This is a genomic window from Vibrio natriegens NBRC 15636 = ATCC 14048 = DSM 759, from assembly GCF_035621455.1.
GTDB lineage: Bacteria > Pseudomonadota > Gammaproteobacteria > Enterobacterales > Vibrionaceae > Vibrio > Vibrio natriegens.
On the sequence record NZ_CP141822.1, the window covers coordinates 2,768,622 to 2,793,735 of the forward strand.

Annotated in this window: 10 protein-coding genes, 3 tRNA genes, 3 rRNA genes, 1 pseudogene and 1 riboswitch; of the genes and pseudogenes, 6 read left to right on the forward strand and 11 right to left on the reverse strand. The window is 46.3% G+C overall.

Annotation, left to right across the window (positions count from 1 at the left end; genetic code table 11):
- Window positions 1–11: 11 nt before the first annotated feature.
- Together csrD and VER99_RS12615 are read right to left on the reverse strand one after the other, a co-directional pair.
- Window positions 12–2,021 (reverse strand): RNase E specificity factor CsrD, encoded by a 2,010-nt coding sequence (gene csrD, locus VER99_RS12610; protein ID WP_031334688.1) that lies wholly within the window; start codon window positions 2,019–2,021, stop codon window positions 12–14.
- Window positions 2,022–2,258: 237 nt separating this feature from the next.
- Complete coding sequence (locus VER99_RS12615) at window positions 2,259–2,798, reverse strand: single-stranded DNA-binding protein (RefSeq protein ID WP_014233117.1); 540 nt, start codon at window positions 2,796–2,798, stop codon at window positions 2,259–2,261.
- 277 nt (window positions 2,799–3,075) lie between these two features.
- Between VER99_RS12615 and VER99_RS12620 the strand changes: the two genes are divergently transcribed.
- The 4 genes from VER99_RS12620 to VER99_RS12635 all read left to right on the forward strand — a co-directional run bounded on the left by VER99_RS12620 (window position 3,076) and on the right by VER99_RS12635 (window position 9,589).
- A complete protein-coding gene (locus VER99_RS12620; RefSeq protein WP_020334518.1) occupies window positions 3,076–3,720 on the forward strand; it encodes a LuxR C-terminal-related transcriptional regulator in 645 nt (214 codons plus the stop codon).
- 179 nt (window positions 3,721–3,899) lie between these two features.
- Window positions 3,900–4,772, forward strand: a complete 873-nt coding sequence (galU, locus tag VER99_RS12625; RefSeq protein WP_014233119.1) for a UTP--glucose-1-phosphate uridylyltransferase GalU — start codon at window positions 3,900–3,902, stop codon at window positions 4,770–4,772.
- Between the two features lie 148 nt (window positions 4,773–4,920).
- Window positions 4,921–7,743 carry an excinuclease ABC subunit UvrA gene (gene uvrA, locus VER99_RS12630; RefSeq protein ID WP_020334520.1) on the forward strand — a complete coding sequence of 941 codons (2,823 nt, stop codon included), beginning with the start codon at window positions 4,921–4,923 and terminating at the stop codon, window positions 7,741–7,743.
- Between the two features lie 67 nt (window positions 7,744–7,810).
- On the forward strand, window positions 7,811–9,589 hold the full coding sequence (locus VER99_RS12635) for a PglL family O-oligosaccharyltransferase (RefSeq protein WP_024372850.1): 1,779 nt from the start codon (window positions 7,811–7,813) through the stop codon (window positions 9,587–9,589).
- A gap of 50 nt (window positions 9,590–9,639) precedes the next feature.
- On the opposite strand, the gene VER99_RS12640 is transcribed toward VER99_RS12635, so the two are convergent.
- On the reverse strand, window positions 9,640–10,761 hold the full coding sequence (locus VER99_RS12640; RefSeq protein WP_020334524.1) for a pyridoxal-phosphate-dependent aminotransferase family protein: 1,122 nt from the start codon (window positions 10,759–10,761) through the stop codon (window positions 9,640–9,642).
- Window positions 10,762–10,988: 227 nt separating this feature from the next.
- Window positions 10,989–11,167: riboswitch (Lysine riboswitch) on the forward strand.
- A 99-nt stretch (window positions 11,168–11,266) separates the two neighbouring features.
- On the opposite strand from VER99_RS12640, the gene lysC reads away from it, so the two are divergent.
- Window positions 11,267–12,619: a lysine-sensitive aspartokinase 3 gene (lysC, locus tag VER99_RS12645; RefSeq protein WP_020334525.1), complete on the forward strand. Its 1,353-nt coding sequence runs from the start codon at window positions 11,267–11,269 to the stop codon at window positions 12,617–12,619.
- Window positions 12,620–12,682: 63 nt separating this feature from the next.
- Here lysC and metH read toward each other — a convergent pair whose 3' ends face one another.
- Entirely contained in the window at window positions 12,683–16,363 is a 3,681-nt protein-coding gene (gene metH / locus VER99_RS12650) for a methionine synthase (RefSeq protein ID WP_020334526.1), read from the reverse strand.
- 192 nt (window positions 16,364–16,555) lie between these two features.
- Between metH and VER99_RS12655 the strand changes: the two genes are divergently transcribed.
- Window positions 16,556–17,914 (forward strand): cation:proton antiporter, encoded by a 1,359-nt coding sequence (locus VER99_RS12655; RefSeq protein WP_024372849.1) that lies wholly within the window; start codon window positions 16,556–16,558, stop codon window positions 17,912–17,914.
- A 323-nt stretch (window positions 17,915–18,237) separates the two neighbouring features.
- On the opposite strand, the pseudogene VER99_RS12660 reads toward VER99_RS12655, so the two are convergent.
- The 7 genes and pseudogenes from VER99_RS12660 to VER99_RS12690 form a co-directional block, all read right to left on the reverse strand.
- Window positions 18,238–19,254 (reverse strand): annotated as a pseudogene (locus VER99_RS12660) (IS630 family transposase).
- 249 nt (window positions 19,255–19,503) lie between these two features.
- Window positions 19,504–19,580: transfer RNA gene (locus VER99_RS12665), tRNA-Asp, on the reverse strand.
- Window positions 19,581–19,623: 43 nt separating this feature from the next.
- Window positions 19,624–19,740 (reverse strand): 5S ribosomal RNA (gene rrf / locus VER99_RS12670).
- A gap of 110 nt (window positions 19,741–19,850) precedes the next feature.
- Window positions 19,851–22,740 (reverse strand): 23S ribosomal RNA (locus VER99_RS12675).
- Between the two features lie 261 nt (window positions 22,741–23,001).
- Window positions 23,002–23,077 (reverse strand) — tRNA-Ala (locus tag VER99_RS12680).
- Between the two features lie 45 nt (window positions 23,078–23,122).
- A tRNA-Ile gene (locus VER99_RS12685) sits at window positions 23,123–23,199 on the reverse strand.
- Between the two features lie 65 nt (window positions 23,200–23,264).
- A 16S ribosomal RNA gene (locus VER99_RS12690) occupies window positions 23,265–24,817 on the reverse strand.
- The 16S, 23S and 5S rRNA genes sit together here with 3 tRNA genes alongside, the layout of an rRNA operon.
- Window positions 24,818–25,114: the final 297 nt, after the last annotated feature.

Here is a 25,114-nt window from a genome sequence, read left to right on the forward strand (position 1 = left end):
GAATATTATCTTTATTTTTTACGCCAGCGATTTCGTCTCCCTGGCTTAACTTGGGATTCTGACCGAGTGGGCTGCATCTTTTGCGGACGGGGAAGGAATTGTCGCTCTGTAGCGAAATAGCGACCTTGACCACCGTATACACCTAACTCAAGTAAAGTATTTAATTCATTCCGGTTCTCAATACCCACTGCCACAATTTTAGTTTTACTGTTTGCGGCAGCACCTAACATACTGCGAATAAAAAGCTGGTTTTCATGCCGCTGATCTATCTTGGTCACCAAGCTACGATGGAGCTTAAGGTAACGAATGTCGACCTCTTTCAAATAATGGCTACTGACGATAGTTCGTCCAGCTTGCCCAATCATTAGCTGGCATCCTAAACCTGCCAGCATTTTAGCCACTGGGCGCATAAAGTCTAAGTGTCTTACAAATTGTGCTTCCACAAACTCAAAATTGAGACACTTTCTTTGCTCACGTGACAACTGTAGCAATTCATAACGAAACCATTTGAAATATTCTCGATTAGCAAATGGAACTACAGTTAAACTCAGTGCATATGATTTTGAGTGGTCAAAATTATCCTTAAAACTTCTTAAGAATTTATTAACCACAGCCTTATCCATTTGAGTTTCGTAACCTACCTGTCTAACGGCTGAGATAAACCTGGACGCTTTCACAATGCCGTTTTCCGGGTCTTGAAGGCGGCAGGTTAACGCTTCATACAGCGGTTTTTTGTGTGATGAATCATTCATTACAAAAACCGGCTGTGCATACAGTAGCAAATTTTCTGGGGTCAGCGCTTTATCAAACAAAGTACGCCATCTAACACTTCCCCGAACTTCCTCATCGTGATTCCACTTTTTGAAGCGACTCCAGTTATTGTTATTTTGTAGCTGTGCACTGCGTAATGCGGTTTCTGCTTCATCAATAATCTGGCTATGACGCTCACCTTCTTTAAACATTGTGATACCAATGTGACACCAGTTATCTGGTTCCAATGGTTCTGGTGGCGTCAATTTCTCAAGCTGACGAATACATTGTGAAGCAAGGTTTGCTACCCCTTTTGCATCCTGATGAGGCAAAAACAACGCAAAGTCAGAGTCGTAATAGCGCGAAAAAACCACGTCAGGGTAACGCTGAACCAGGTTAGATAGCAGGCTGCCTACCTCAACGATAAAATCATCGGTAACTTGCTTATCTTGTTCCTCTTCAGCTAACTTCCAGTCATGAAGACGTACAAGCATCACTGCGCCACGCGCACCACTTTCTAGTAAAGAGGATTCCAACTTACTGTCGAACAGCACTCGGTTCGCCGTTCCCGTTAACTTGTCTAAAAAAGTCTGCGTTCGAATGAAAGTATCAAACCTACTGCGCTCCTGACGCGCATCTTGTAGCTCTTCAATGAGCACATCGAGCGCTTCACTGGCGGTGTAAGGCCACTCGGATTTATCACCTTTTGCGTATTGCTCAACACGGCCGGCCAAAATCATTCGGCCACGCTCCTCCAGCATTTCTGAACCAGCTAACTGCTCTTTTAACCAAGCGACGCCACGCATCAGACAAAAAATGATCAAAATCACCGCCAGAGTGATCGACCATAGTGCCTGCATTGAATAGCCGTAACCTAAGTAAGGAGGAATTGCCTTAAAATAGATCACATAGTCCTGGTTGTGAGTAAGCGGATACTCTTTTTCAAACAAGACCGACGCGTCCATCTTATGGGACGTGTCTTTAAACCGATATACGACCGCATCATTGGTCGTCAACGTCATTTCAACGATGTTGCTGGCCTGCAGCATTTTTGGCATCCAGCGCTGCATGGAATATGCCGCATCCGGATCTTCCATCTCCTTGTCGACCACCTCGACGATCCCTTCTAAATAATGGGTAAGATATTCTTGCCCAAGCCGTTTAAAAGAGAGGGTGCCGCCGACAAATAAGATAAACATTGCGCATATCACGATCATAGTGACAAAAGCCACCAGCCGCGTGCTTAGTTTAAGAGTTGGGGTATACCTCATGAACACCGAATTCCTTTTCTATTCACCATATACCTTATTGAAATACTTATACTTGATCGATATTTAATAAACAATCTGATTAGTTTGATTGTGAGAGGCATACTGTTTTTACCACCATAGTTTAGTTAGCGGCAAACAATGTAATCACTTGAGGACATCTCATACTATTCAGTATGGGACACAGATAATAAAAAAGCCGCGATATTCGCGGCCCTTGAAATTTCAGTGCAATTAAGATTAAAACGGAATATCGTCGTCAAAATCCATTGGTGGCTCATTGTACTGCTGCTGAGGCTGTTGTGGAGCCGATTGCTTTGGAGCTTGTTGCTGAGGCGCATTGTATTGCGGCTGAGCTGGTTGCTGAGGCTGACCCCAACCACCTTGCTGAGGTGCCTGGCCACCCATAGCAGGAGCGCCACCTTGAGCGCGACCACCCAGCATTTGCATTACGCCATTGAAGCCCTGAACCACAACTTCAGTTGAGTAACGGTCTTGACCACTCTGATCTTGCCATTTACGCGTTTGAAGTTGTCCTTCAACGTAAACTTGTGAGCCTTTACGTAGGTATTCGCCAGCAACTTCCGCAAGTTTGCCAAACAGCACAACTCGGTGCCACTCAGTTTTTTCGCGCTGTTCGCCAGTCGCTTTATCACGCCATGAATCAGAGGTTGCAATAGTAATGTTTGCTACTGCACCGCCATTCGGCATGTAACGAATTTCAGGGTCGTTACCTAGGTTCCCCACCAAAATAACTTTGTTAATTCCACGGCTGGCCATGATGTGCTCCGTTTGACTCTGGGTAGTTAAAATTTTAGCGCATTAGAATAGCACGCTTTGCTGACTTGATTAAAGTCTAATACGATAGTGTTCTATCTAGTTATTATCTAGAACCAAAATCTCTATACAACCAGCACATGTAGCATTTTTAATTCACGTTGCAGACATCGCAGCGTGAACCTTTGAATCTGAACGCATTTATTCACCAAGCGTATAGCGCAGACGTTTCTTTGATGCCAACGTACAACCTTCACTGAAGATTGGGAGATTTGACATCATGAAAAAGTCAGCTTACGCCAGAAAGCTATTTCTGATCAGTATGGAAGAGAATACGCCCCAAAAGGTAGCGGCACTGGAGAAGTACATCGAAATCGGTATCCCAGTGATCTCGACGGATGCTTTAATGGAAGCGAAGCCGAAACATCGTAATAAAATCTTACTCATCGATTTCAGTGAACATAAATCGCTTGTTCAGTCGATTAAGAATTTGCCACTGGTGTGGAAAAACTTTGAAACAGTGATTTTTAATGTCCCAAAACGCCTGACTACGGATGAGCTGCTCTCTTTCGGCCAGCTAAAAGGCGTATTCTATGCCGACGAATCGCTTGAACGAATTGGGGAAGGATTAAAAGGCATCATTAATGGCCAAAACTGGTTACCTCGCAATGTGTCCAGCCAGCTGCTTCACTACTACCGCAATGTGATCAATACCCATACCGCACCCGCGACCGTGGATCTTACCATTCGGGAATTACAGGTGTTGCGCTGTCTTCAAAATGGGGCATCCAATAGCCGAATGGCAGAAGAGTTATTTGTGAGCGAGTTTACGATTAAGTCTCACCTGTACCAGATTTTTAAAAAGCTCTCGGTGAAAAACCGCGTACAAGCGATTGCTTGGGCTGATCAGAATCTGATGTCTTAATTAACGTAACCTCCCGTTAACTAAGTTAATGCGGTTCTAACACTTAGTTTGATCCGCTCATTCTTTTTCCGGCCCCTGCCTCACAATTTTTCCTACTTTATTCATGATTAAGACATAACACTCGTGTTAAAGTTATGCGCAAATTCTTGAAGATAATGACGAGAAAGGAAATTCCCCCAATGATTAAAAAATGTCTGTTCCCTGCTGCAGGCTATGGTACGCGCTTCTTACCTGCGACCAAGTCAATGCCAAAAGAGATGATGCCGGTAGTGAACAAGCCACTGATTGAATATGGCGTTGAAGAAGCGATCCAAGCTGGTATGAACGGCATGTGTATTGTGACTGGTCGTGGCAAACACTCAATCATGGATCACTTTGATAAAAACTACGAACTCGAGCACCAAATCAGCGGCACTAACAAAGAAGAGCTGTTGGTAGACATTCGTGAAATCATTGAGTCAGCTAACTTTACCTACATCCGTCAACGAGAGATGAAAGGTCTGGGACACGCGATCCTGACTGGTCGTGAGCTGGTTGGTGATGAACCTTTTGCTGTTGTTTTAGCTGATGACCTTTGTGTCAATGAAGACGAAGGCGTTCTGGCTCAAATGGTCGCGCTTTTCAAACAGTTCCGCTGCTCTATTGTTGCGGTGCAGGAAGTCCCAGTAGAAGAAACCCACAAATACGGCGTTATCTCAGGTGAGATGATCAAAGATGATATCTTCCGTGTGGATGACATGGTTGAAAAACCAGAGAAAGGCACAGCGCCAAGTAACCTGGCCATCATTGGCCGTTACATCCTGACTCCTGACATTTTCGAGTTAATTGAAAACACAGAGCCAGGAAAAGGTGGTGAAATTCAGATTACTGATGCCCTACTAAAGCAAGCGAAAGCTGGCTGCGTACTTGCGTACAAGTTCAAAGGTAAGCGATTTGATTGTGGTAGCGTAGAAGGTTACATCGAAGCAACGAATTACTGTTTCGAAAACCTGTACCTAAAAGACGAGAAGAAGTCTGAGCTAGGCAAACACGCAACTCAACGAGAAGCATAAGTTTTTAAAACTTATCACTTATTCTCACATGATTAAGCCCAGCTCAAATGCTGGGCTTTTGTTTACTGTTTTTTTGTCCAGTATTCCTTTGCACATTTCTCACACTATGTAATACTTGCCCAACTTGGTTATACATAGAGCAAATACGATGGATAAAATAGAAGTTCGCGGTGCCCGAACCCATAACCTTAAAAATATCAACCTGACTATCCCTCGCGATAAACTGACGGTTATTACAGGATTAAGTGGCTCCGGTAAGTCTTCCCTCGCTTTCGACACCTTATATGCGGAAGGTCAACGACGTTATGTTGAGTCTCTTTCGGCTTATGCGCGTCAGTTTTTGTCTCTTATGGAAAAGCCCGATGTCGATCATATCGAGGGCTTATCACCAGCTATTTCTATCGAACAGAAGTCGACCTCTCATAACCCACGCTCAACCGTAGGTACGATTACCGAGGTCTATGACTACTTACGTCTGCTTTACGCCCGTGTTGGTGAACCTCGCTGTCCGACCCACCACTCGCCTCTTGCTGCCCAAACAATCAGCCAAATGGTGGATAAAGTATTGGAATTGCCTGAAGGCAGTAAAATGATGCTACTGGCACCCATCGTTAAAGAGCGTAAGGGTGAGCACGTAAAGACGTTAGAAAACCTCGCAGCACAGGGATTTATCCGAGCTCGTATTGACGGTGAAACTTGCGATCTTTCCGATCCACCAACACTTGAATTACACAAAAAACACACGATCGAAGTCGTCGTCGATCGTTTTAAAGTTCGTCCGGATCTGCAACAACGTTTAGCTGAATCTTTCGAGACCACACTGGAGTTGTCTGGCGGTATTGCTGTTGTCGCGCCAATGGATGGTGACGGTGAAGAAATTATCTTCTCTGCAAACTTTGCTTGCCCTAAATGTGGCTACAGCATGCAGGAATTAGAGCCTCGCCTGTTTTCATTCAATAACCCTGCGGGAGCTTGTGGTACTTGTGATGGTTTGGGTGTGCAGCAATATTTTGATCCAAGCCGAGTCATTCAGGATGATTCATTGAGTCTGGCACAAGGTGCTATCCGTGGCTGGGATCAAAAGAACTATTACTACTTCCAGATGCTCACCTCAATTGCGGATCACTATGGTTTTGATCTTCATGCTCCGTTTAATTCTCTGCCGAAGAAGACGCAAGAGATCATATTAAAGGGTTCTGGCCGCACGGAAATTGAGTTTAAGTACATCAATGATCGTGGTGACATTCGAGTTAAACGTCATCCATTTGAAGGCATTCTGAACACACTCGAGCGTCGTTATCGAGACACGGAGTCCAACTCTGTTCGTGAAGAATTAGCTAAATATATCTCGACTAAATCTTGTTCAAGTTGTGGCGGTACACGTCTGCGTCTTGAAGCGCGTAATGTATTTATTGCCGACACCACACTCCCAGAGATCGTAGAACTGAGCATTGCGGATGCCTTGAGCTTCTTCCAAACGCTTAAACTGGAAGGTCAGCGTGCACAGATTGCTGAAAAGGTCATGAAAGAAATTAATGACCGCCTGCAATTTTTAGTGAATGTGGGGCTAAATTACCTCAACTTATCTCGCAGTGCTGAAACCCTGTCTGGCGGTGAGGCACAGCGTATTCGATTAGCAAGCCAAATTGGTGCGGGCTTAGTTGGGGTAATGTATGTACTTGATGAGCCATCGATTGGCCTCCACCAGCGAGATAATGAACGTCTGCTAAAAACACTGACTCACCTGCGCGATCTGGGGAATACTGTTTTAGTTGTGGAACACGATGAAGATGCCATTCGCTGTGCAGACCATGTGATCGATATTGGTCCTGGCGCTGGCGTTCATGGTGGCAACGTCGTAGCAGAAGGCACAATGGCAGAGATCATCGCGAATCCTAACTCACTAACGGGCCAGTATCTGAGTGGTGTAAAAGAAATTGCCATACCGAAAGAGCGCACACCTCGCGATCCTAAAAAAACCGTCGAGCTTATCGGTGCAACGGGTAATAACCTGAAAAACGTTAACTTGTCAGTGCCAGTTGGTTTGTTTAGCTGTATTACCGGCGTGTCAGGTTCAGGCAAGTCAACGCTGATTAATGATACTTTCTTCAAGATTGCTCATACGCAACTCAATGGAGCCACGACCGCACATCCATCGCCTTATAAGTCGATAAAAGGTCTGGAACACTTTGATAAAGTCATCGACATCGATCAAAGTCCAATTGGTCGTACACCTCGTTCTAACCCTGCTACGTACACTGGCATTTTTACTCCAATTCGCGAATTGTTTGCTGGTACGCAAGAATCACGTTCACGCGGATACAAACCAGGGCGCTTTAGTTTTAACGTTCGAGGTGGTCGTTGTGAGGCTTGTCAGGGCGATGGCGTAATCAAAGTAGAAATGCACTTCCTGCCGGATGTCTACGTTCCTTGTGATGTGTGCAAGGGCAAGCGATACAACCGTGAAACCTTAGAAGTTCGCTACAAAGGTAAAACGATTGATGAAGTGTTGGAGATGACGGTAGAAGACGCGCGTGAATTTTTTGAACCCGTCCCAGTCATTGCACGTAAACTGCAAACTTTAATGGATGTAGGCCTGTCTTATATTCGCCTTGGTCAAGCGGCAACAACCCTGTCCGGTGGGGAAGCGCAACGCGTAAAATTGGCCAGAGAGCTATCAAAGCGCGATACTGGCAAAACGCTCTACATTCTGGATGAGCCAACGACAGGTCTGCACTTCCATGACATCCAGCAACTATTATCGGTACTGCACCGTCTGCGTGATCACGGCAACACAGTCGTAGTCATTGAACACAACCTGGACGTAATCAAAACGGCCGACTGGGTTATCGATCTCGGCCCTGAAGGAGGCCAAGGCGGTGGTGAGATCATTGCTCAAGGAACGCCAGAAGATGTGTCCTTGATCGAAGGTTCACACACGGCTCGCTTCCTTAGCCCTATGTTGAAATAGAAAAAACAGGTAAAGTACAAAGACCAGCCATTGCTGGTCTTTTTTCATTCAAAACAACGCAATGTCTATGGCAACTATACATGTAAGTGGAACAAGGCTTTCTCCGGGAAAAACTCAGGTTCCTCTCAATCGCAAGTTTCTCCTCTCTTTGGCAGTACTGTTTGTGCTGGCGATGCACTTTTTTATGCCAAATCCAGGTGGTTCAGGGTTGGCTTTATCCTTCAATGCGACATCTTGGATAGCGTTTAGCTTTGCGTTAGGGATTGGTTGCTATCAAATTGCCCGTAATCAGGCATTAAGATATTCAAAATTAACTATCGGGTTATTTATCAGTGTCATCATTATGACCATCCCGATTTTTTACCCAAACGCAAACAGTCACTTAGCTGCGAATAAACTCATTGGCCTGTGGAGTGGTTTACTGTTTTTCGTTGTACTTCAGCAATTCCATTTCAGCAATAAGCATCGTCAACGAATCTTGTGGTTTATCGTGTTAGCGGTGGTGATAGAGGCTATTTTCGGTCTGACGCAATATCTCTACTTAAAACCAGATAATCCTTTCGGATACAACACCGTAGCTAACCGTCCATACGGTATCTTTCAACAACCCAATGTCATGGCTAGCTTTCTAGCAACTGGCTTAGTCATTGCCAGTTACTTACTGGCGCGTCAGCCATACAAGTACGATCGTAAGCTCAGTGATGTCTACTTACTTTATGCGGTACCCGTTTTAACGATACCTTTGATCGTTGCGCTTGCTTCACGAACAGGTTGGCTGGCTTCTCTGTTTGCGGTCCTTCTGATTATCCCGTACATGTACCGCTACAATACCAAGCGGCGCTTTACGCATTGGGTGATTTCACTCGCAGCCGGGCTGTTGTTATCAGTAGTGGTCATGCAAATCGCTTTCCCACAAGGTAACGGGTTAGCCGCCGAGAAAGTCAACATGGAATCGGCTCGCGCTTACACTTTCCCGCAAACGGTAGATATGGTGATTGAGAAACCGTTCACCGGCTATGGTTACGGAAAGTTTGAGTCGGAGTACATGATTTATACCGCTCGCCAACATTCGTTAAATGAGAAATATCCTGCGGGATTGCCTGCAATGGATCACCCGCACAATGAATTATTGTACTGGGCCGTAGAAGGTGGGTTACTGCCAATTATCGGTATCTTCTTGGCCATGACATTAGTGCTGCACAGAATCTATCAGGCCAAGCGCGGGACACGTTTAGCCTTACTGGCATTGTTTATACCCATTGTTCTCCACTCGCAGCTCGAATACCCGTTTTATCACTCGTTAGTGCATTGGGTAATCTTTATCATTTTAATATATTGGGTGGATCAGCGAGTTGCGCGTTATCGCCAAGGCGGCTTTACAAAAATCACGAAAAGCTTGCTGCGCATCGTAAGCTTGGCTGTGCCAGCCGTGTTTACGTTCTACATGGTGAGTGCCTTACATACCAACTACATACTAACGAAATTTGAAACCACACGTCCGACAAACCCAGATATTCTTAGCCAAGTCAGTAACCCTGTGGTTTGGAAAGATAGATTCGACTGGGATGTGTACAGCACCTTTCTAACTATCGGGTTACAAACACAAGATCCAAGCTTGATTCAGCCTTACATTGATTGGTCACTGAATATCATTAAAGATAAGCCACGCCCGGCCTTCTATAACAATTTGATCCTGGCTTACCAGGGACTAGACGATGGAAGTAAAGCCGAGCAAATTCGTGCAGAGGCGCAGTTCTTATTTCCTCGGGTAGATTTCAGTAAAGTGAATTACCAACCACCATCACAAGCTCAATCTGCTTCACCTAAGCTGTCAGACGAGCAGTAAATAAACGAAAAAAGCGAAGGATAACCTTCGCTTTTTTACTTTAGGTGTCACTACTCTGTCAGCGACTCTTCCAGCGCTTTCAAACATAGCGCGACGTTTTCTGGACGAGCTGCGTAGCCCATCAAGCCGATACGCCACGCTTTGCCTGCCAAGGCACCCAAACCTGCACCAATTTCCAGATTATAGGTTTCCAGCAAGTGAGCTCGAACCTTCGCTTCATCAATACCTTCCGGTACATAAATAGCATTTAATTGAGGTAGGCGATGCGCTTCTTCAACAACAAACTCAAAACCGAGCTTTTGTAGACCTTCTTTTAGTTTTTCATGCATCAATTGGTGACGAGCCCAAGCATTTTCCAAACCTTCATTTTGCAGAACCAATAACGCTTCATGCAAAGCATACAGGCTATTCACTGGTGCTGTATGATGGTAGCTGCGCTTACCCTCTCCACTCCAGTAACCAAGCACTAAGCTTTGATCAAGGAACCAGCTTTGTACTGGTGTTGTTCTCGATTGAATCTTATCAATGGCAGCCTGGGAGAATGTCAACGGAGACAAGCCAGGTACGCACGACAAACATTTTTGGCTACCTGAGTACACTGCATCCAGTTGCCATTCATCTACTTTTAACGGTACCCCACCTAATGACGTAACTGCGTCGACAATAGAGAGCGCATTGTGTTGCTTGGCTAACTTACCCAAAGCTTGAGCGTCGCTGACCGCACCTGTCGATGTTTCCGCGTGAACAAATGCTAAAATTTTTGTGTCAGGATGCTGCTGCAGTGCTTGTTCGACTTTATCGACAGAGACTGGCGCGCCCCACTCGTCATCAACCAAGACAACTTCACCACCAGCACGAACAACGTTTTCACGCATGCGCTCACCAAAAACACCATTTCGGCATACGATAACTTTGTCACCTTTCTCGATAAGGTTAACAAAACATGCCTCCATACCCGCACTACCTGGAGCAGAAACGGCAATAGTAAAGTCGTTTTCTGTCTGGAACGCGTACTTTAGCAATTGTTTCAGCTCATCCATCATTGCGATAAACAGAGGGTCCAAGTGACCAACCGTTGGGCGGCTAAGCGCTTGCAGCACTTGCGGATAGATATCTGAAGGACCTGGTCCCATTAGGGTACGGTGAGGGGGAATAAAGCTTTGGATCGGCATGTGAGCTCCTTGTTTGACGTTACTTAACCCGAGCGCGGACAATAGTTTTTAGAATTTTGAATAAGTCTCGGGCATCAAAGAACTCACACTAATGGATTTTATAGTGCTCGGCAATTAGCCGTAGGTATTGAGTTCAAACCACTGTCACAATTTCACTAATAAAAAATCTTGGAATAGTTGAAATATTCATTGACTTTGTGACGCCAAAACCGTTCAATGTTTGAGCTTTATGTGGAAGAGGAGCACTACCCAGGTAGATAATTTGTGGAACCGCAATTCCAATACGAATTATTCAGGGGGAGTAGTGCCGAGGTAAGTCAAATTTGCAGGGTTTGACTTGTCGGTTGACGTGGGTTGAGTCCCATCAACTGTCATCAGCATTGTCTGATGAAGAGCTTCTGAGGGTACATATTTCAAATATCACTCTAAATACCTCTCTTTTTGCTCTGTTCCTTTCCTCACTAAATATCGGATATATTAGTTTAAGAAGTCGTGGGAGAACTCAGTGAGCGCATTTAACGTAGCAAAATTCGGTGGAACCAGTGTTGCCAATTTCGAGGCAATGAGCCGTTGTGCCGCCATTATTGAAAACAATCCAAATACTCGCCTTGTCGTTAGCAGCGCTTGCTCTGGTGTAACGAACCTATTGGTAGAACTGGCCAATGGTGTTCAGGATCAGGAACAGCGTGCCGAGTTGCTACGTAAGCTAGCAGAAATTCATGATGACATCCTTAGTCAACTAAGAGATGCAGCAGAAGCAAGTGCAGAGGTTTACGCAATCCTTGATACGGTAACCAGCCTTGCAGAAGCAGCTTCTATCCAAGCTAGCTCTAAACTGACAGACCATTTAGTTGCGTGTGGTGAGTTAATGTCGACGCACATTTTGGCTCAACTGATGAGAGAGCGTGGTATCAATGCGGTGCGTTTTGATATTCGTGATGTGCTAAGAACCGACGATAACTTCGGACGTGCTGAGCCAAATGTCGAAGCGATTTCTCAGCTAGCTCAAGAGAAGTTAGTCCCTCTATGTCAGGAGTCAGTAGTCATTACTCAAGGCTTCATCGGCTCAGACGAAGAAGGCAATACAACCACATTAGGTCGTGGTGGCAGTGACTACAGTGCCGCACTCATTGCTGAAGGCGTTAAAGCTTCTGGCTTAGAAATCTGGACTGATGTTCCGGGCATCTACACAACAGACCCACGTATTGCGCCAAAAGCGTCTCCTATTCCAGAGATCAGCTTTAGCGAAGCGTCAGAAATGGCAAACTTCGGTGCTAAGATCCTCCACCCTTCTACACTCGTTCCTGCTTTGCGCCACGACATTCCAGTGTTTGTTGGCTCTTCTAAAGATCCAGAAGCAGGTGGCACATGGATTCGTCACCAAGTAGAAAGCTCGCCGCTATACCGAGCTCTTGCATTGCGTTGCAACCAAACCATGGTCACTCTACGTAGTGCAAGCATGTTCCATGCATACGGCTTCCTGGCTAAAGTGTTCGAGATTCTGGCTAAACACAAAATTTCAGTGGACCTGATTACCACTTCAGAAATCAGTGTTTCGTTAACTCTAGACCAAACAGACACCTCTGGTGGTGCACCACAACTACCTCAAGCCGTAAGAGAAGAGCTAGAAGAATTGTGTAAAGTGGAAGTAGAGCACGACCTATGCTTGGTGGCTCTTATCGGAAACAACATGAGCGGTAGCAAAGGATACGCCAAACAAGTATTCGGTACATTAGAAGACTTTAACCTGCGTATGATTTGCTACGGTGCGAGCCCGCATAACTTGTGCTTCCTACTGCACAAGTCAGAATCGCAACAGGCGATTCAAAAACTGCATGCTGAGCTATTTGAAAAATAAACGCTGTTCATCTCACAATATAAAAAGGGCTGCCTGATGGCAGCCCTTTCTCTTTCCGTTGGATTAGCCGTTAATATTCGGACCTAACCATTTTTCTGCTTCAAGCCTGTCCCAACCTTTACGTTCAGCATAGCTTTCTAACTGATCTTCCTGGATCTGCGCGATCGCAAAGTAGCGAGAATCCGGATGAGAGAAGTACCAACCAGACACTGAGGCACCAGGGTACATGGCATAGCTAGACGTCAAAGACATACCGATATTCTCTTCTACGTTCAAAAGATCCCATAGCGGTCCTTTTTCCGTATGCTCTGGACATGCTGGGTAGCCAGGCGCAGGTCGAATACCTTGGTATTTTTCACGGATTAGCTCATCGTTAGATAAATTCTCATCTTCAGCATAACCCCAGATTTCTTTACGAACACGCTCATGCAGGTATTCAGCAAAAGCTTCTGCCAGACGATCGGCCACCGCTTGGATCATAATGGCATTATAATCATCGCCCTTAGCCTTATACTCATCCGCCAGTTCACGCTCACCAATACCACCAGTGACCGCAAACGCACCAATCCAGTCGTGCTTACCCGAGTCTTTTGGTGCGACATAATCCGACAAGCAGTAGTTAAAGCCTTTTGGTTTCTCAGTTTGCTGTCGAAGGTTACACAGGACTTTCGCGACTTCTGTACGCGATTCATCAGTGTACACTTCAATATCGTCACCCACACTCGCGGCAGGGAACAAGCCACACATGCCTCGCGCCTGCATCAGGCCTTCGCTTTCAACGCGATCAAGTAGCTCATTCGCATCATGGAACAAACGCTTCGCTTCTTCACCCACTTCTTCGTGATCGAAAATGGTCGGGTATTTTCCAACCAAAGACCAGGTCATAAAGAACGGGGTCCAGTCGATGTACTTACGTAAGGTCGCAACATCAAAATCGTCAAAAATATGAATGCCCGACTGCTTTGGTGCTGGAGGTGTATACGCCTCCCAGTCAATTGCCACTTTGTTTGCGCGAGCGTCTTCCAGAGTAACTGGCTTGGTTCGTGGCTTTTTACGGTTGTGTTGATCACGAACACGCTCGTAATCGGCATTTAATTTTTCGACGAAATCAGGACGACGTTCATCAGACAATAGTGACGTACAAACACCTACGGCACGTGAAGCATTGTTGACGTAAACGACCGGATGTTTGTAGTTCTGTTCAATTTTAACCGCAGTATGCGCTTTCGACGTTGTCGCGCCACCAATCAGCAATGGCAGATCAAAGTCAAGACGCTCCATCTCTTTAGCTACATGAACCATCTCATCTAATGACGGCGTAATCAGACCCGACAGACCAATAATATCGACGTTCTCTTCTTTGGCGACTTTTAGGATCTTTTCACATGGCACCATAACGCCAAGGTCGATGATCTCGTAGTTATTACATTGCAGTACAACACCAACGATATTTTTACCGATATCGTGTACATCGCCTTTTACCGTCGCTAGTAAGATCTTACCGTTGGTCTGACCGACCTGCTTTTCCGCGTCGATAAATGGTTCTAAATGAGCCACCGCCTGTTTCATTACGCGCGCTGATTTTACTACCTGAGGAAGGAACATCTTACCTTCACCAAACAAGTCACCGACGACGTTCATACCATCCATCAATGGGCCTTCGATGACCTCTAATGGTTTAGAAGCGTTAACACGAGCTTCTTCAGTGTCTTCAACGATAAACTCGGTAATGCCTTTAACTAGAGCATGTTCTAAACGCTTTTCGACTGGCCAAGTTCTCCACTCCAGTGCAGAGGCATCTTCCTCTTTACCCACACCTTTATCGGCGTATTCTGAAGCGATATCCAAAAGCCTTTCGGTAGCATCGTTACGACGGTTAAGCACGACGTCTTCTACCGCTTCGCGCAGCTTTTCAGGCACGTTATCGTAGATCTCCAGCTGACCAGCGTTAACGATACCCATATCCATACCGTTTTTGAAACAGTGGTAAAGGAACACGGCATGAATCGCTTCACGAACGTAGTTATTGCCACGGAAAGAGAACGATACGTTAGACACACCACCAGATATCATCGCATGTGGCAGGTCACGTTTGATGTCGCCAACAGCTTCGATAAAATCGACAGCGTAGTTGTTGTGCTCATCGATACCTGTTGCAACCGCAAAAATATTTGGGTCAAAGATAATATCTTCTGGTGGGAAGCCAACTTCATCAACCAAGATACGGTAAGCATTGGTACAAATTTCAATTTTGCGCTCACGGGTATCTGCTTGTCCGGCTTCGTCGAATGCCATCACGATAACAGCAGCGCCATAGCGGCGAATCAGTTTCGCCTGCTCGACAAACTTTTCTTTACCTTCTTTTAGAGAAATCGAGTTCACGATGCCTTTACCCTGAATACATTTCAGGCCGGCTTCGATGACTTCCCACTTTGAAGAGTCAACCATGATAGGCACTTTGGAGATTTCAGGCTCAGAAGCACAAAGGTTCAGGAAGCGAACCATACATGCTTCTGCATCCAGCATACCTTCATCCATGTTGATATCGATGATTTGCGCGCCGTTTTCGACTTGCTGACGAGCAACATCGAGCGCTTCATCATATAACTCTTCTTTGATTAAGCGCTTAAAGCGAGCTGAACCCGTTACGTTAGTACGTTCACCAACGTTAATAAACAAGGATTCTTTCTCGATGGTCAGGGGCTCTAGGCCAGATAAACGGCATGCAACCTGAAGCTCTGGTAACTGACGAGGAGTAACCTGATTAACCGCTTCTGCCATTTGGCGGATATGTTCAGGCGTTGTACCACAACAGCCGCCAATCAAGTTCAAGAATCCACTTTCGGCCCACTCTTTAACATGCTTCGCCATATCTTCAGGAGACAAGTCATATTCGCCGAATGCATTTGGCAACCCGGCATTAGGGTGAGCAGACACGAAAGATTCAGAAATACGTGAAAGTTCTTCGACATATGGGCGCAGTTCATCAGGGCCAAGCGCACAGTTTAAGCCAAATGAGATAGGCCTCACGTGGCGTAATGAATTGTAAAAGGCTTCCGTCGTTTGACCTGATAAGGTTCGGCCAGAGGCATCGGTAATAGTGCCAGAAATCATCACAGGAAGCTCGATACCAAGCTCTTCAAATACTGAATCCACAGCGAATGCACACGCTTTAGCATTCAAGGTATCAAATATTGTTTCGATAAGAATTAAGTCTGAACCACCCTTGATTAAGGCTCGAGTAGATTCAGAGTAAGCTTCGACCAACTCATCAAAACTCACATTGCGGTAACCAGGATCGTTTACATCCGGAGAGATAGAACACGTGCGGTTTGTTGGGCCTAGAACACCTGCTACATAGCGCGGTTTTTCCGGTGTCTTAGCCGTCCATTCATCCGCCACCTCACGAGCTAACTTCGCAGCTGCAAAGTTGATCTCCTCACTTAGGCTTTCCATATCGTAGTCAGCCATAGCGATAGTAGTCGCATTAAAGGTGTTGGTTTCTAAAATATCAGCACCAGCTTCGAGGTAAGCGCTGTGTATTTCTTTGATCAATTGAGGCTGACTAAGTACCAACAAGTCGTTGTTACCCTTTAGATCACTGTGCCAGTCCGCAAAGCGTTCTCCTCGATAATCGTGCTCTTCAAGTTTGTATCCCTGAATCATGGTGCCCATACCACCATCAATCAAAAGAATACGTTGCTTCAATTGAGCTTCAATCTGTTGTCTTACATTAGTTCCCACAGTACAGCCTCATTCCTTTCGTTATGCTGTCATCCTATCACACAAACTTCAGGAGTCTAGACGTCTAAATGCAGATTTCATGATTATTTTATCGACCTCTTCTCTTATCAAATAATCACGAAAAAATGTTTGCTATTTAAGCAGCATCAGCCGAGAATTCCATTCATAAAATGTTACAAACAGAGTGTTCTAATGTCGGTCTATCATACTTTATGTTTTCTCTCCGCTGCTGCGATGCTAATAGCCTTTGTAAACAGCAAAATAGGAAAGATGCAAACCACCATCGCCATTACCGCAGGTTCAATGGTACTTTCTCTCCTCATCCTAATTGCTGGTCAAAATAACTGGTTCCATCTCACAGAGATAGCGACAGAAACAGTAACCAGAATCAACTTCGAAGACTTCTTGCTCAAAGGTATCCTTGGATTTTTGCTATTTGCAGGCGGCTTAGGTATTAAACTACCTAACCTGAAAGATCAGAAGTGGGAGATCACAGTATTAGCACTCGCAGCCACTCTGTTTTCGACATTCTTCATCGGTTTTGCTCTATACGGAATCTGCTTACTGATCGGAATTAAGTTTGACTTAATTTACTGCCTACTATTCGGTTCATTGATCTCCCCAACTGACCCGATAGCCGTTCTCGCCATTGTGAAAAAATTAGATGCTCCAAAACGCATCTCGACACAAATTGAAGGTGAGTCATTGTTCAATGACGGCTTCGGTCTGGTTATTTTTGTCACCTTATTTACCATCGCATTTGGCACTGAAGCACCTACCGTAGGCAGCGTCACTATGCTCTTTATCCAGGAAGCGATTGGGGGGATCTTTTATGGTTTCCTACTTGGCTTGCTGTTCCACTACTTAATTAGTGCGACCAATGACCACTCAATGGAGTTGCTACTTACTATTGGTGTGCCAACTGCAGGCTATGCTTTCGCAGAATACCTTCACGTTTCAGGCCCATTAGCGATGGTTGTCTCTGGGATTATGATTGGCAACTGGACACGCTTTATCGGCTTCTCTAAAGAGAGTGAAGACCACCTCGACCACTTCTGGGAATTAGTCGATGAGTTTCTAAATGGCGTTCTGTTCCTTTTAATCGGTATGTCGATGCTGCTGTTCAAATTCCACCAAGAAGACTGGATCATGATGGCTATTGCTGTGCCTCTAGTACTAGCATCGCGTTACCTTAGTGTATTTTTCTCATACATTGGCTTTAAGCGATACAGAACATATAACCGTTGGTCAGTAAAAATCCTGACCTGGGGTGGCCTGCGTGGCGGTTTAGCGCTTGCAATGGCACTTTCTATCCCTTCAGGAATATGGGTCGTACAAGACAAGTTGATCGACGTAAAAGAGATCATCCTGGTAATGACTTACGCCGTTGTTGTGTTCTCTATTTTGATTCAAGGCTCAACCATTACACCAATGATTGAAAAAGCCAAAGAAGAAGAAAAGAAGATGGAGGAAGAGCGTAACGCTTTAGCCGCCTCCGAAACCAAAGAGCATAGCGTAGTGCAAGAGCCGAAAGAGCAGCTTGAATCTTAGAGTCTTACATCACTAAAAAGCAGCCATATGGCTGCTTTTTTTATAAAGGGATATTCACCACAAACTCTTAAACATCATTCACCTAAAACCGCACTCAGCAACATTTATATTCACCAGAACTAAACCCAATAGAACACGCTCCCTTTCCTTATTCCCTTAAACGAATGCCATGCTTTATACAGAAAAAGTCTGCTCATCATGTGGGGGAGAGGCTACGGGCAAGCCTCCTGCCGGACTAATTAGTTGAAGACCAACTTAACTCAGCACAAATCAAAAGACCCTAGCATTACTGCAAGGGTCTAGAATAATACCAATCTGGAAAATTAATTGGTCAGGTCTATCCATCTTCTCGAGCACATTTTGGTAACTCTTTTGGAGCTATCAAAAAAACGATCCCATGCATCGCAGACTTTGGAGATGATGTCGTCGTAATCAGTAAAAGATAGTTGGCTAGATAGCGTTGCCTCAACCAACTCCATACTTGTTCGATAGGGTTTAGCTCTGGAGAATAGGGTGAAAGTTTGATGACACAGACATTCTTAAAGTCATTGGTAATGTCTTCTGTATGCCACCCTGCTCCATCCATAACAACGACGGCGTGACGTCCCTTCTCCGTGACTGCCGATATTTGTTTTAAGTGCTCTATCATGATGTCTTTATTAACCCAAGGGACAACGATAGCCTCACCAATTCCTTTGCTGGGACAAACGGAACCGAACAGATAGGCATACTCAAATTGTTGTTGCTTCACGGCTCTTGGGCGAGTTCCTTTTTCAGCCCATAAACGTGTGGTCGTGTTTTGTTGCCCAAATCTGGCTTCGTCCTGAAACCAGACATCGACACACTCTAAAGCTATATGTCCTGGGATCTTAAGGATCGTTTCGATTTTGTTTTTTTAAAATCGTCTTGTATTTGTTGAGATTGTTTGGGGTGTTTTGATCGGGACGTTATCCATGAAAAGCCCATGTGATCGAGCAGGTAATAGATAGAATCAGGGTGGTAGTGCTCGATATAAGCGTGGATGTCGGCACCAGTCAGTCGCCCGCCTTGTGTATCATTGGCTTATCTTTTATGTATTGGCTCAATTGCTCTTTTTGCTCGGAAATTAAGAATGGGGGTCTTCCTGTTCTTGGCTTTTCTTGCAGTCCTTCCAGCCCTTCTTCAAGAAAGGTCTGAACACACTTGTTGACACTGGTTCGGCTTACCTTGAGAAACTTGGCGATTTGTGTACGTAAGTGCCCATATTTGAAATCAGCAAGTGCCAGCAGTCTCATTTTCATCTGGATGGATTTCTGCTGACTTGCGAGCTTTTTAAAGTCGATATTATTGAGGCTATCCATAGCGAATCAGTTCTAATGTTGGATGGCTTCAATTAGATCATATGTTTAGTTAGATTGGTATAAGTAGCGGATTTCCCTGAAAAGAAAACTATGTGCCATAAACGACAAAAGCCTAATCTTGCGACTAGGCTATCTCATAAATGGCGGAATGGCCGGGCTTGCGCACAAGCAGGACTCGATTTCCCTGAAAGGGAAACTATACGCCATAAACGACAAAAGCCTAGTCTTTCGACTAGGCTTTCTAATAAGTGGCGGAGTGGACGGGACTCGAACCCGCGACCCCCGGCGTGACAGGCCGGTATTCTAACCAACTGAACTACCACTCCGCAGTGGTATCATCCGCTTTAAAGCGAACGTCCAAAATTTAAAGCCTGGCGATGTCCTACTCTCACATGGGGAAACCCCACACTACCATCGGCGCTATTTCGTTTCACTTCTGAGTTCGGAATGGAAGTCAGGTGGGTCCAAAACGCTATGGTCGCCAAGCAAATTCTTACTCTCTATTTCTAGAGAAAACTTGGAAAGCTGTTTTTAATTCTCGTTTTTACACATTCAATGTTCTTACATTGAGTCCATCAAAACCCCTTGGGTGTTGTATGGTTAAGCCTCACGGGCAATTAGTACAGGTTAGCTCAACGCCTCACAACGCTTACACACCCTGCCTATCAACGTCGTAGTCTACGACAACCCTTTAGGATACTTAAAGTATCAGGGAGAACTCATCTCAAGGCTCGCTTCCCGCTTAGATGCTTTCAGCGGTTATCGATCCCGAACTTAGCTACCGGGCAATGCGTCTGGCGACACAACCCGAACACCAGAGGTTCGTCCACTCCGGTCCTCTCGTACTAGGAGCAGCCCCTTTCAATTCTCCAACGCCCACGGCAGATAGGGACCGAACTGTCTCACGACGTTCTAAACCCAGCTCGCGTACCACTTTAAATGGCGAACAGCCATACCCTTGGGACCGACTTCAGCCCCAGGATGTGATGAGCCGACATCGAGGTGCCAAACACCGCCGTCGATATGAACTCTTGGGCGGTATCAGCCTGTTATCCCCGGAGTACCTTTTATCCGTTGAGCGATGGCCCTTCCATTCAGAACCACCGGATCACTATGACCTGCTTTCGCACCTGCTCGAATTGTCATTCTCGCAGTCAAGCGGGCTTATGCCATTGCACTAACCTCACGATGTCCAACCGTGATTAGCCCACCTTCGTGCTCCTCCGTTACGCTTTGGGAGGAGACCGCCCCAGTCAAACTACCCACCAGGCACTGTCCGCAACCCCGATAAGGGGTCAACGTTAGAACATCAACACTACAAGGGTGGTATTTCAAGGACGGCTCCACGAATACTGGCGTACTCGTTTCAAAGCCTCCCACCTATCCTACACATGTAGGGTCAATGTTCAGTGCCAAGCTGTAGTAAAGGTTCACGGGGTCTTTCCGTCTAGCCGCGGGTACACTGCATCTTCACAGCGATTTCAATTTCACTGAGTCTCGGGTGGAGACAGCGTGGCCATCATTACGCCATTCGTGCAGGTCGGAACTTACCCGACAAGGAATTTCGCTACCTTAGGACCGTTATAGTTACGGCCGCCGTTTACCGGGGCTTCGATCAAGAGCTTCGACCGAAGTCTAACCCCATCAATTAACCTTCCGGCACCGGGCAGGCGTCACACCGTATACGTCATCTTACGATTTTGCACAGTGCTGTGTTTTTAATAAACAGTTGCAGCCACCTGGTATCTGCGACTCTCAATAGCTCCATCCGCGAGGGACTTCACCGTCGAGAGCGTACCTTCTCCCGAAGTTACGGTACCATTTTGCCTAGTTCCTTCACCCGAGTTCTCTCAAGCGCCTTGGTATTCTCTACCCGACCACCTGTGTCGGTTTGGGGTACGATTCCTTACAATCTGAAGCTTAGAGGCTTTTCCTGGAAGCATGGCATCAATGACTTCACACCCGTAGGTGCTCGACATCGTGTCTCAGCCTTAGAGAGAGCCGGATTTACCTAACTCTCAAGCCTACGCACTTGAACCTGGACAACCGTCGCCAGGCCCACCTAGCCTTCTCCGTCCCCCCATCGCAATTGTAAGAAGTACGGGAATATTAACCCGTTTCCCATCGACTACGCCTTTCGGCCTCGCCTTAGGGGTCGACTTACCCTGCCCCGATTAACGTTGGACAGGAACCCTTGGTCTTCCGGCGAGGAGGTTTTTCACCCCCTTTATCGTTACTCATGTCAGCATTCGCACTTCTGATACGTCCAGCATGCGTTACCACACACCTTCAACCGCTTACAGAACGCTCCCCTACCCAATACTCAAAGAGTATTGCCGCAGCTTCGGTTTACTACTTAGCCCCGTTACATCTTCCGCGCAGGCCGACTCGACCAGTGAGCTATTACGCTTTCTTTAAATGATGGCTGCTTCTAAGCCAACATCCTGGCTGTCTGAGCCTTCCCACATCGTTTCCCACTTAGTAGTAATTTGGGACCTTAGCTGGCGGTCTGGGTTGTTTCCCTCTCCACGACGGACGTTAGCACCCGCCGTGTGTCTCCCGGATAGTACTTACTGGTATTCGGAGTTTGCAAAGGGTTGGTAAGTCGGGATGACCCCCTAGCCTTAACAGTGCTCTACCCCCAGTAGTATTCGTCCGAGGCGCTACCTAAATAGCTTTCGGGGAGAACCAGCTATCTCCAGGTTTGATTGGCCTTTCACCCCTAGCCACAAGTCATCCGCTAATTTTTCAACATTAGTCGGTTCGGTCCTCCAGTTGATGTTACTCAACCTTCAACCTGCCCATGGCTAGATCACCTGGTTTCGGGTCTATATCCAGAGACTGAACGCCCAGTTAAGACTCGGTTTCCCTACGGCTCCCCTAGATGGTTAACCTTGCCACTGAATATAAGTCGCTGACCCATTATACAAAAGGTACGCAGTCACAGGACAAAGCCTGCTCCTACTGCTTGTACGTACACGGTTTCAGGTTCTATTTCACTCCCCTCACAGGGGTTCTTTTCGCCTTTCCCTCACGGTACTGGTTCACTATCGGTCAGTCAGTAGTATTTAGCCTTGGAGGATGGTCCCCCCATATTCAGACAGGATATCACGTGTCCCGCCCTACTCGATTTCACTGAACACACATCGTCAACTACGGGACTATCACCCTGTATCGTCGGACTTTCCAGACCGTTCGTCTAACGCGTGTAAAGCTTAAGGGCTAGTCCAATTTCGCTCGCCGCTACTTTCGGAATCTCGGTTGATTTCTTTTCCTCGGGGTACTTAGATGTTTCAGTTCCCCCGGTTCGCCTCCTGTTGCTATGTATTCACAACAGGATACTTACTTATGTAAGTGGGTTTCCCCATTCGGAAATCCCAGACTCAAGTGGCTTTTACTGCCTAATCTGGGCTTATCGCAAGTTAATACGTCCTTCATCGCCTCTGACTGCCAAGGCATCCACCGTGTACGCTTAGTCACTTAACCATACAACCCGAAGGAGTTTCGAATTGATGTTAAACAACCAAAGTTGCTGTCTCATTATTTGAATGAGCGAGACAGCTTTCGATTTTGCCGGACTCAAATTCCAAGAACACTTGAATGTGTTTTTAGTTGTATTCAAATTCATGAATACTTTGAGAACTTTACAAATAATCTTAAAGATTATTTTGTCAGCTTTCCAAATTGTTAAAGAGCTAGATTCATTTAAGAACCATTTTTAAACACACTCGTAAGAATGCTTAAAGATGGTGGAGCTAAGCAGGATCGAACTGCTGACCTCCTGCGTGCAAGGCAGGCGCTCTCCCAGCTGAGCTATAGCCCCATCAAGGTGTGTCGATACTGTATGCCAATTCCTTGGGAAGGGAATTGGTGGGTCTGAGTGGACTCGAACCACCGACCTCTCGCTTATCAGGCGAACGCTCTAACCACCTGAGCTACAGACCCAGTATCGTCTCTTTTACATAAACCATATCAATCTGTGTGGACACTCATCGTGAGTAATCATCGTATAAGGAGGTGATCCAGCGCCAGGTTCCCCTAGCGCTACCTTGTTACGACTTCACCCCAGTCATGAACCACAAAGTGGTAAGCGTCCCCCCGAAGGTTAAACTACCTACTTCTTTTGCAGCCCACTCCCATGGTGTGACGGGCGGTGTGTACAAGGCCCGGGAACGTATTCACCGTGGCATTCTGATCCACGATTACTAGCGATTCCGACTTCATGGAGTCGAGTTGCAGACTCCAATCCGGACTACGACGCACTTTTTGGGATTCGCTCACTTTCGCAAGTTGGCCGCCCTCTGTATGCGCCATTGTAGCACGTGTGTAGCCCTACTCGTAAGGGCCATGATGACTTGACGTCGTCCCCACCTTCCTCCGGTTTATCACCGGCAGTCTCCCTGGAGTTCCCGACATTACTCGCTGGCAAACAAGGATAAGGGTTGCGCTCGTTGCGGGACTTAACCCAACATTTCACAACACGAGCTGACGACAGCCATGCAGCACCTGTCTCAGAGTTCCCGAAGGCACCAATTCATCTCTGAAAAGTTCTCTGGATGTCAAGAGTAGGTAAGGTTCTTCGCGTTGCATCGAATTAAACCACATGCTCCACCGCTTGTGCGGGCCCCCGTCAATTCATTTGAGTTTTAATCTTGCGACCGTACTCCCCAGGCGGTCTACTTAACGCGTTAGCTCCGAAAGCCACGGCTCAAGGCCACAACCTCCAAGTAGACATCGTTTACGGCGTGGACTACCAGGGTATCTAATCCTGTTTGCTCCCCACGCTTTCGCATCTGAGTGTCAGTATCTGTCCAGGGGGCCGCCTTCGCCACCGGTATTCCTTCAGATCTCTACGCATTTCACCGCTACACCTGAAATTCTACCCCCCTCTACAGTACTCTAGTCTGCCAGTTTCAAATGCTATTCCGAGGTTGAGCCCCGGGCTTTCACATCTGACTTAACAAACCACCTGCATGCGCTTTACGCCCAGTAATTCCGATTAACGCTCGCACCCTCCGTATTACCGCGGCTGCTGGCACGGAGTTAGCCGGTGCTTCTTCTGTCGCTAACGTCAAATAATGCAGCTATTAACTACACTACCTTCCTCACGACTGAAAGTGCTTTACAACCCGAAGGCCTTCTTCACACACGCGGCATGGCTGCATCAGGCTTGCGCCCATTGTGCAATATTCCCCACTGCTGCCTCCCGTAGGAGTCTGGACCGTGTCTCAGTTCCAGTGTGGCTGATCATCCTCTCAGACCAGCTAGGGATCGTCGCCTTGGTGAGCCCTTACCTCACCAACTAGCTAATCCCACCTAGGCATATCCTGACGCGAGAGGCCCGAAGGTCCCCCTCTTTGGCCCGTAGGCATCATGCGGTATTAGCCATCGTTTCCAATGGTTATCCCCCACATCAGGGCAATTTCCTAGGCATTACTCACCCGTCCGCCGCTCGACGCCGTTAACGTCCCCCGAAGGTTCAGTTAACTCGTTTCCGCTCGACTTGCATGTGTTAGGCCTGCCGCCAGCGTTCAATCTGAGCCATGATCAAACTCTTCAATTTAAGATTTTGTCGGCTCAATGAATACTGAACATTACATAAAGTAATGTTTGAATTGACTGTGCTGAATCCGAAGATTCAATGGTCACTTCGTATCATTGAAACCTAATTTGAAACCGAAGTTTCTAATTGGATTATCATCAACGAGTGCCCACACAGATTGATAGGTCTATATTGTTAAAGAGCTTGGCTTTCAGTGCCTTAGCACTTAAGCGAGGTGCGTATAATACGCTTTCCACTTTGAAAGTCAACATAAAATTCTAAAAAACTTTAGAACCCTATGGTGACTTGCTTAAATAT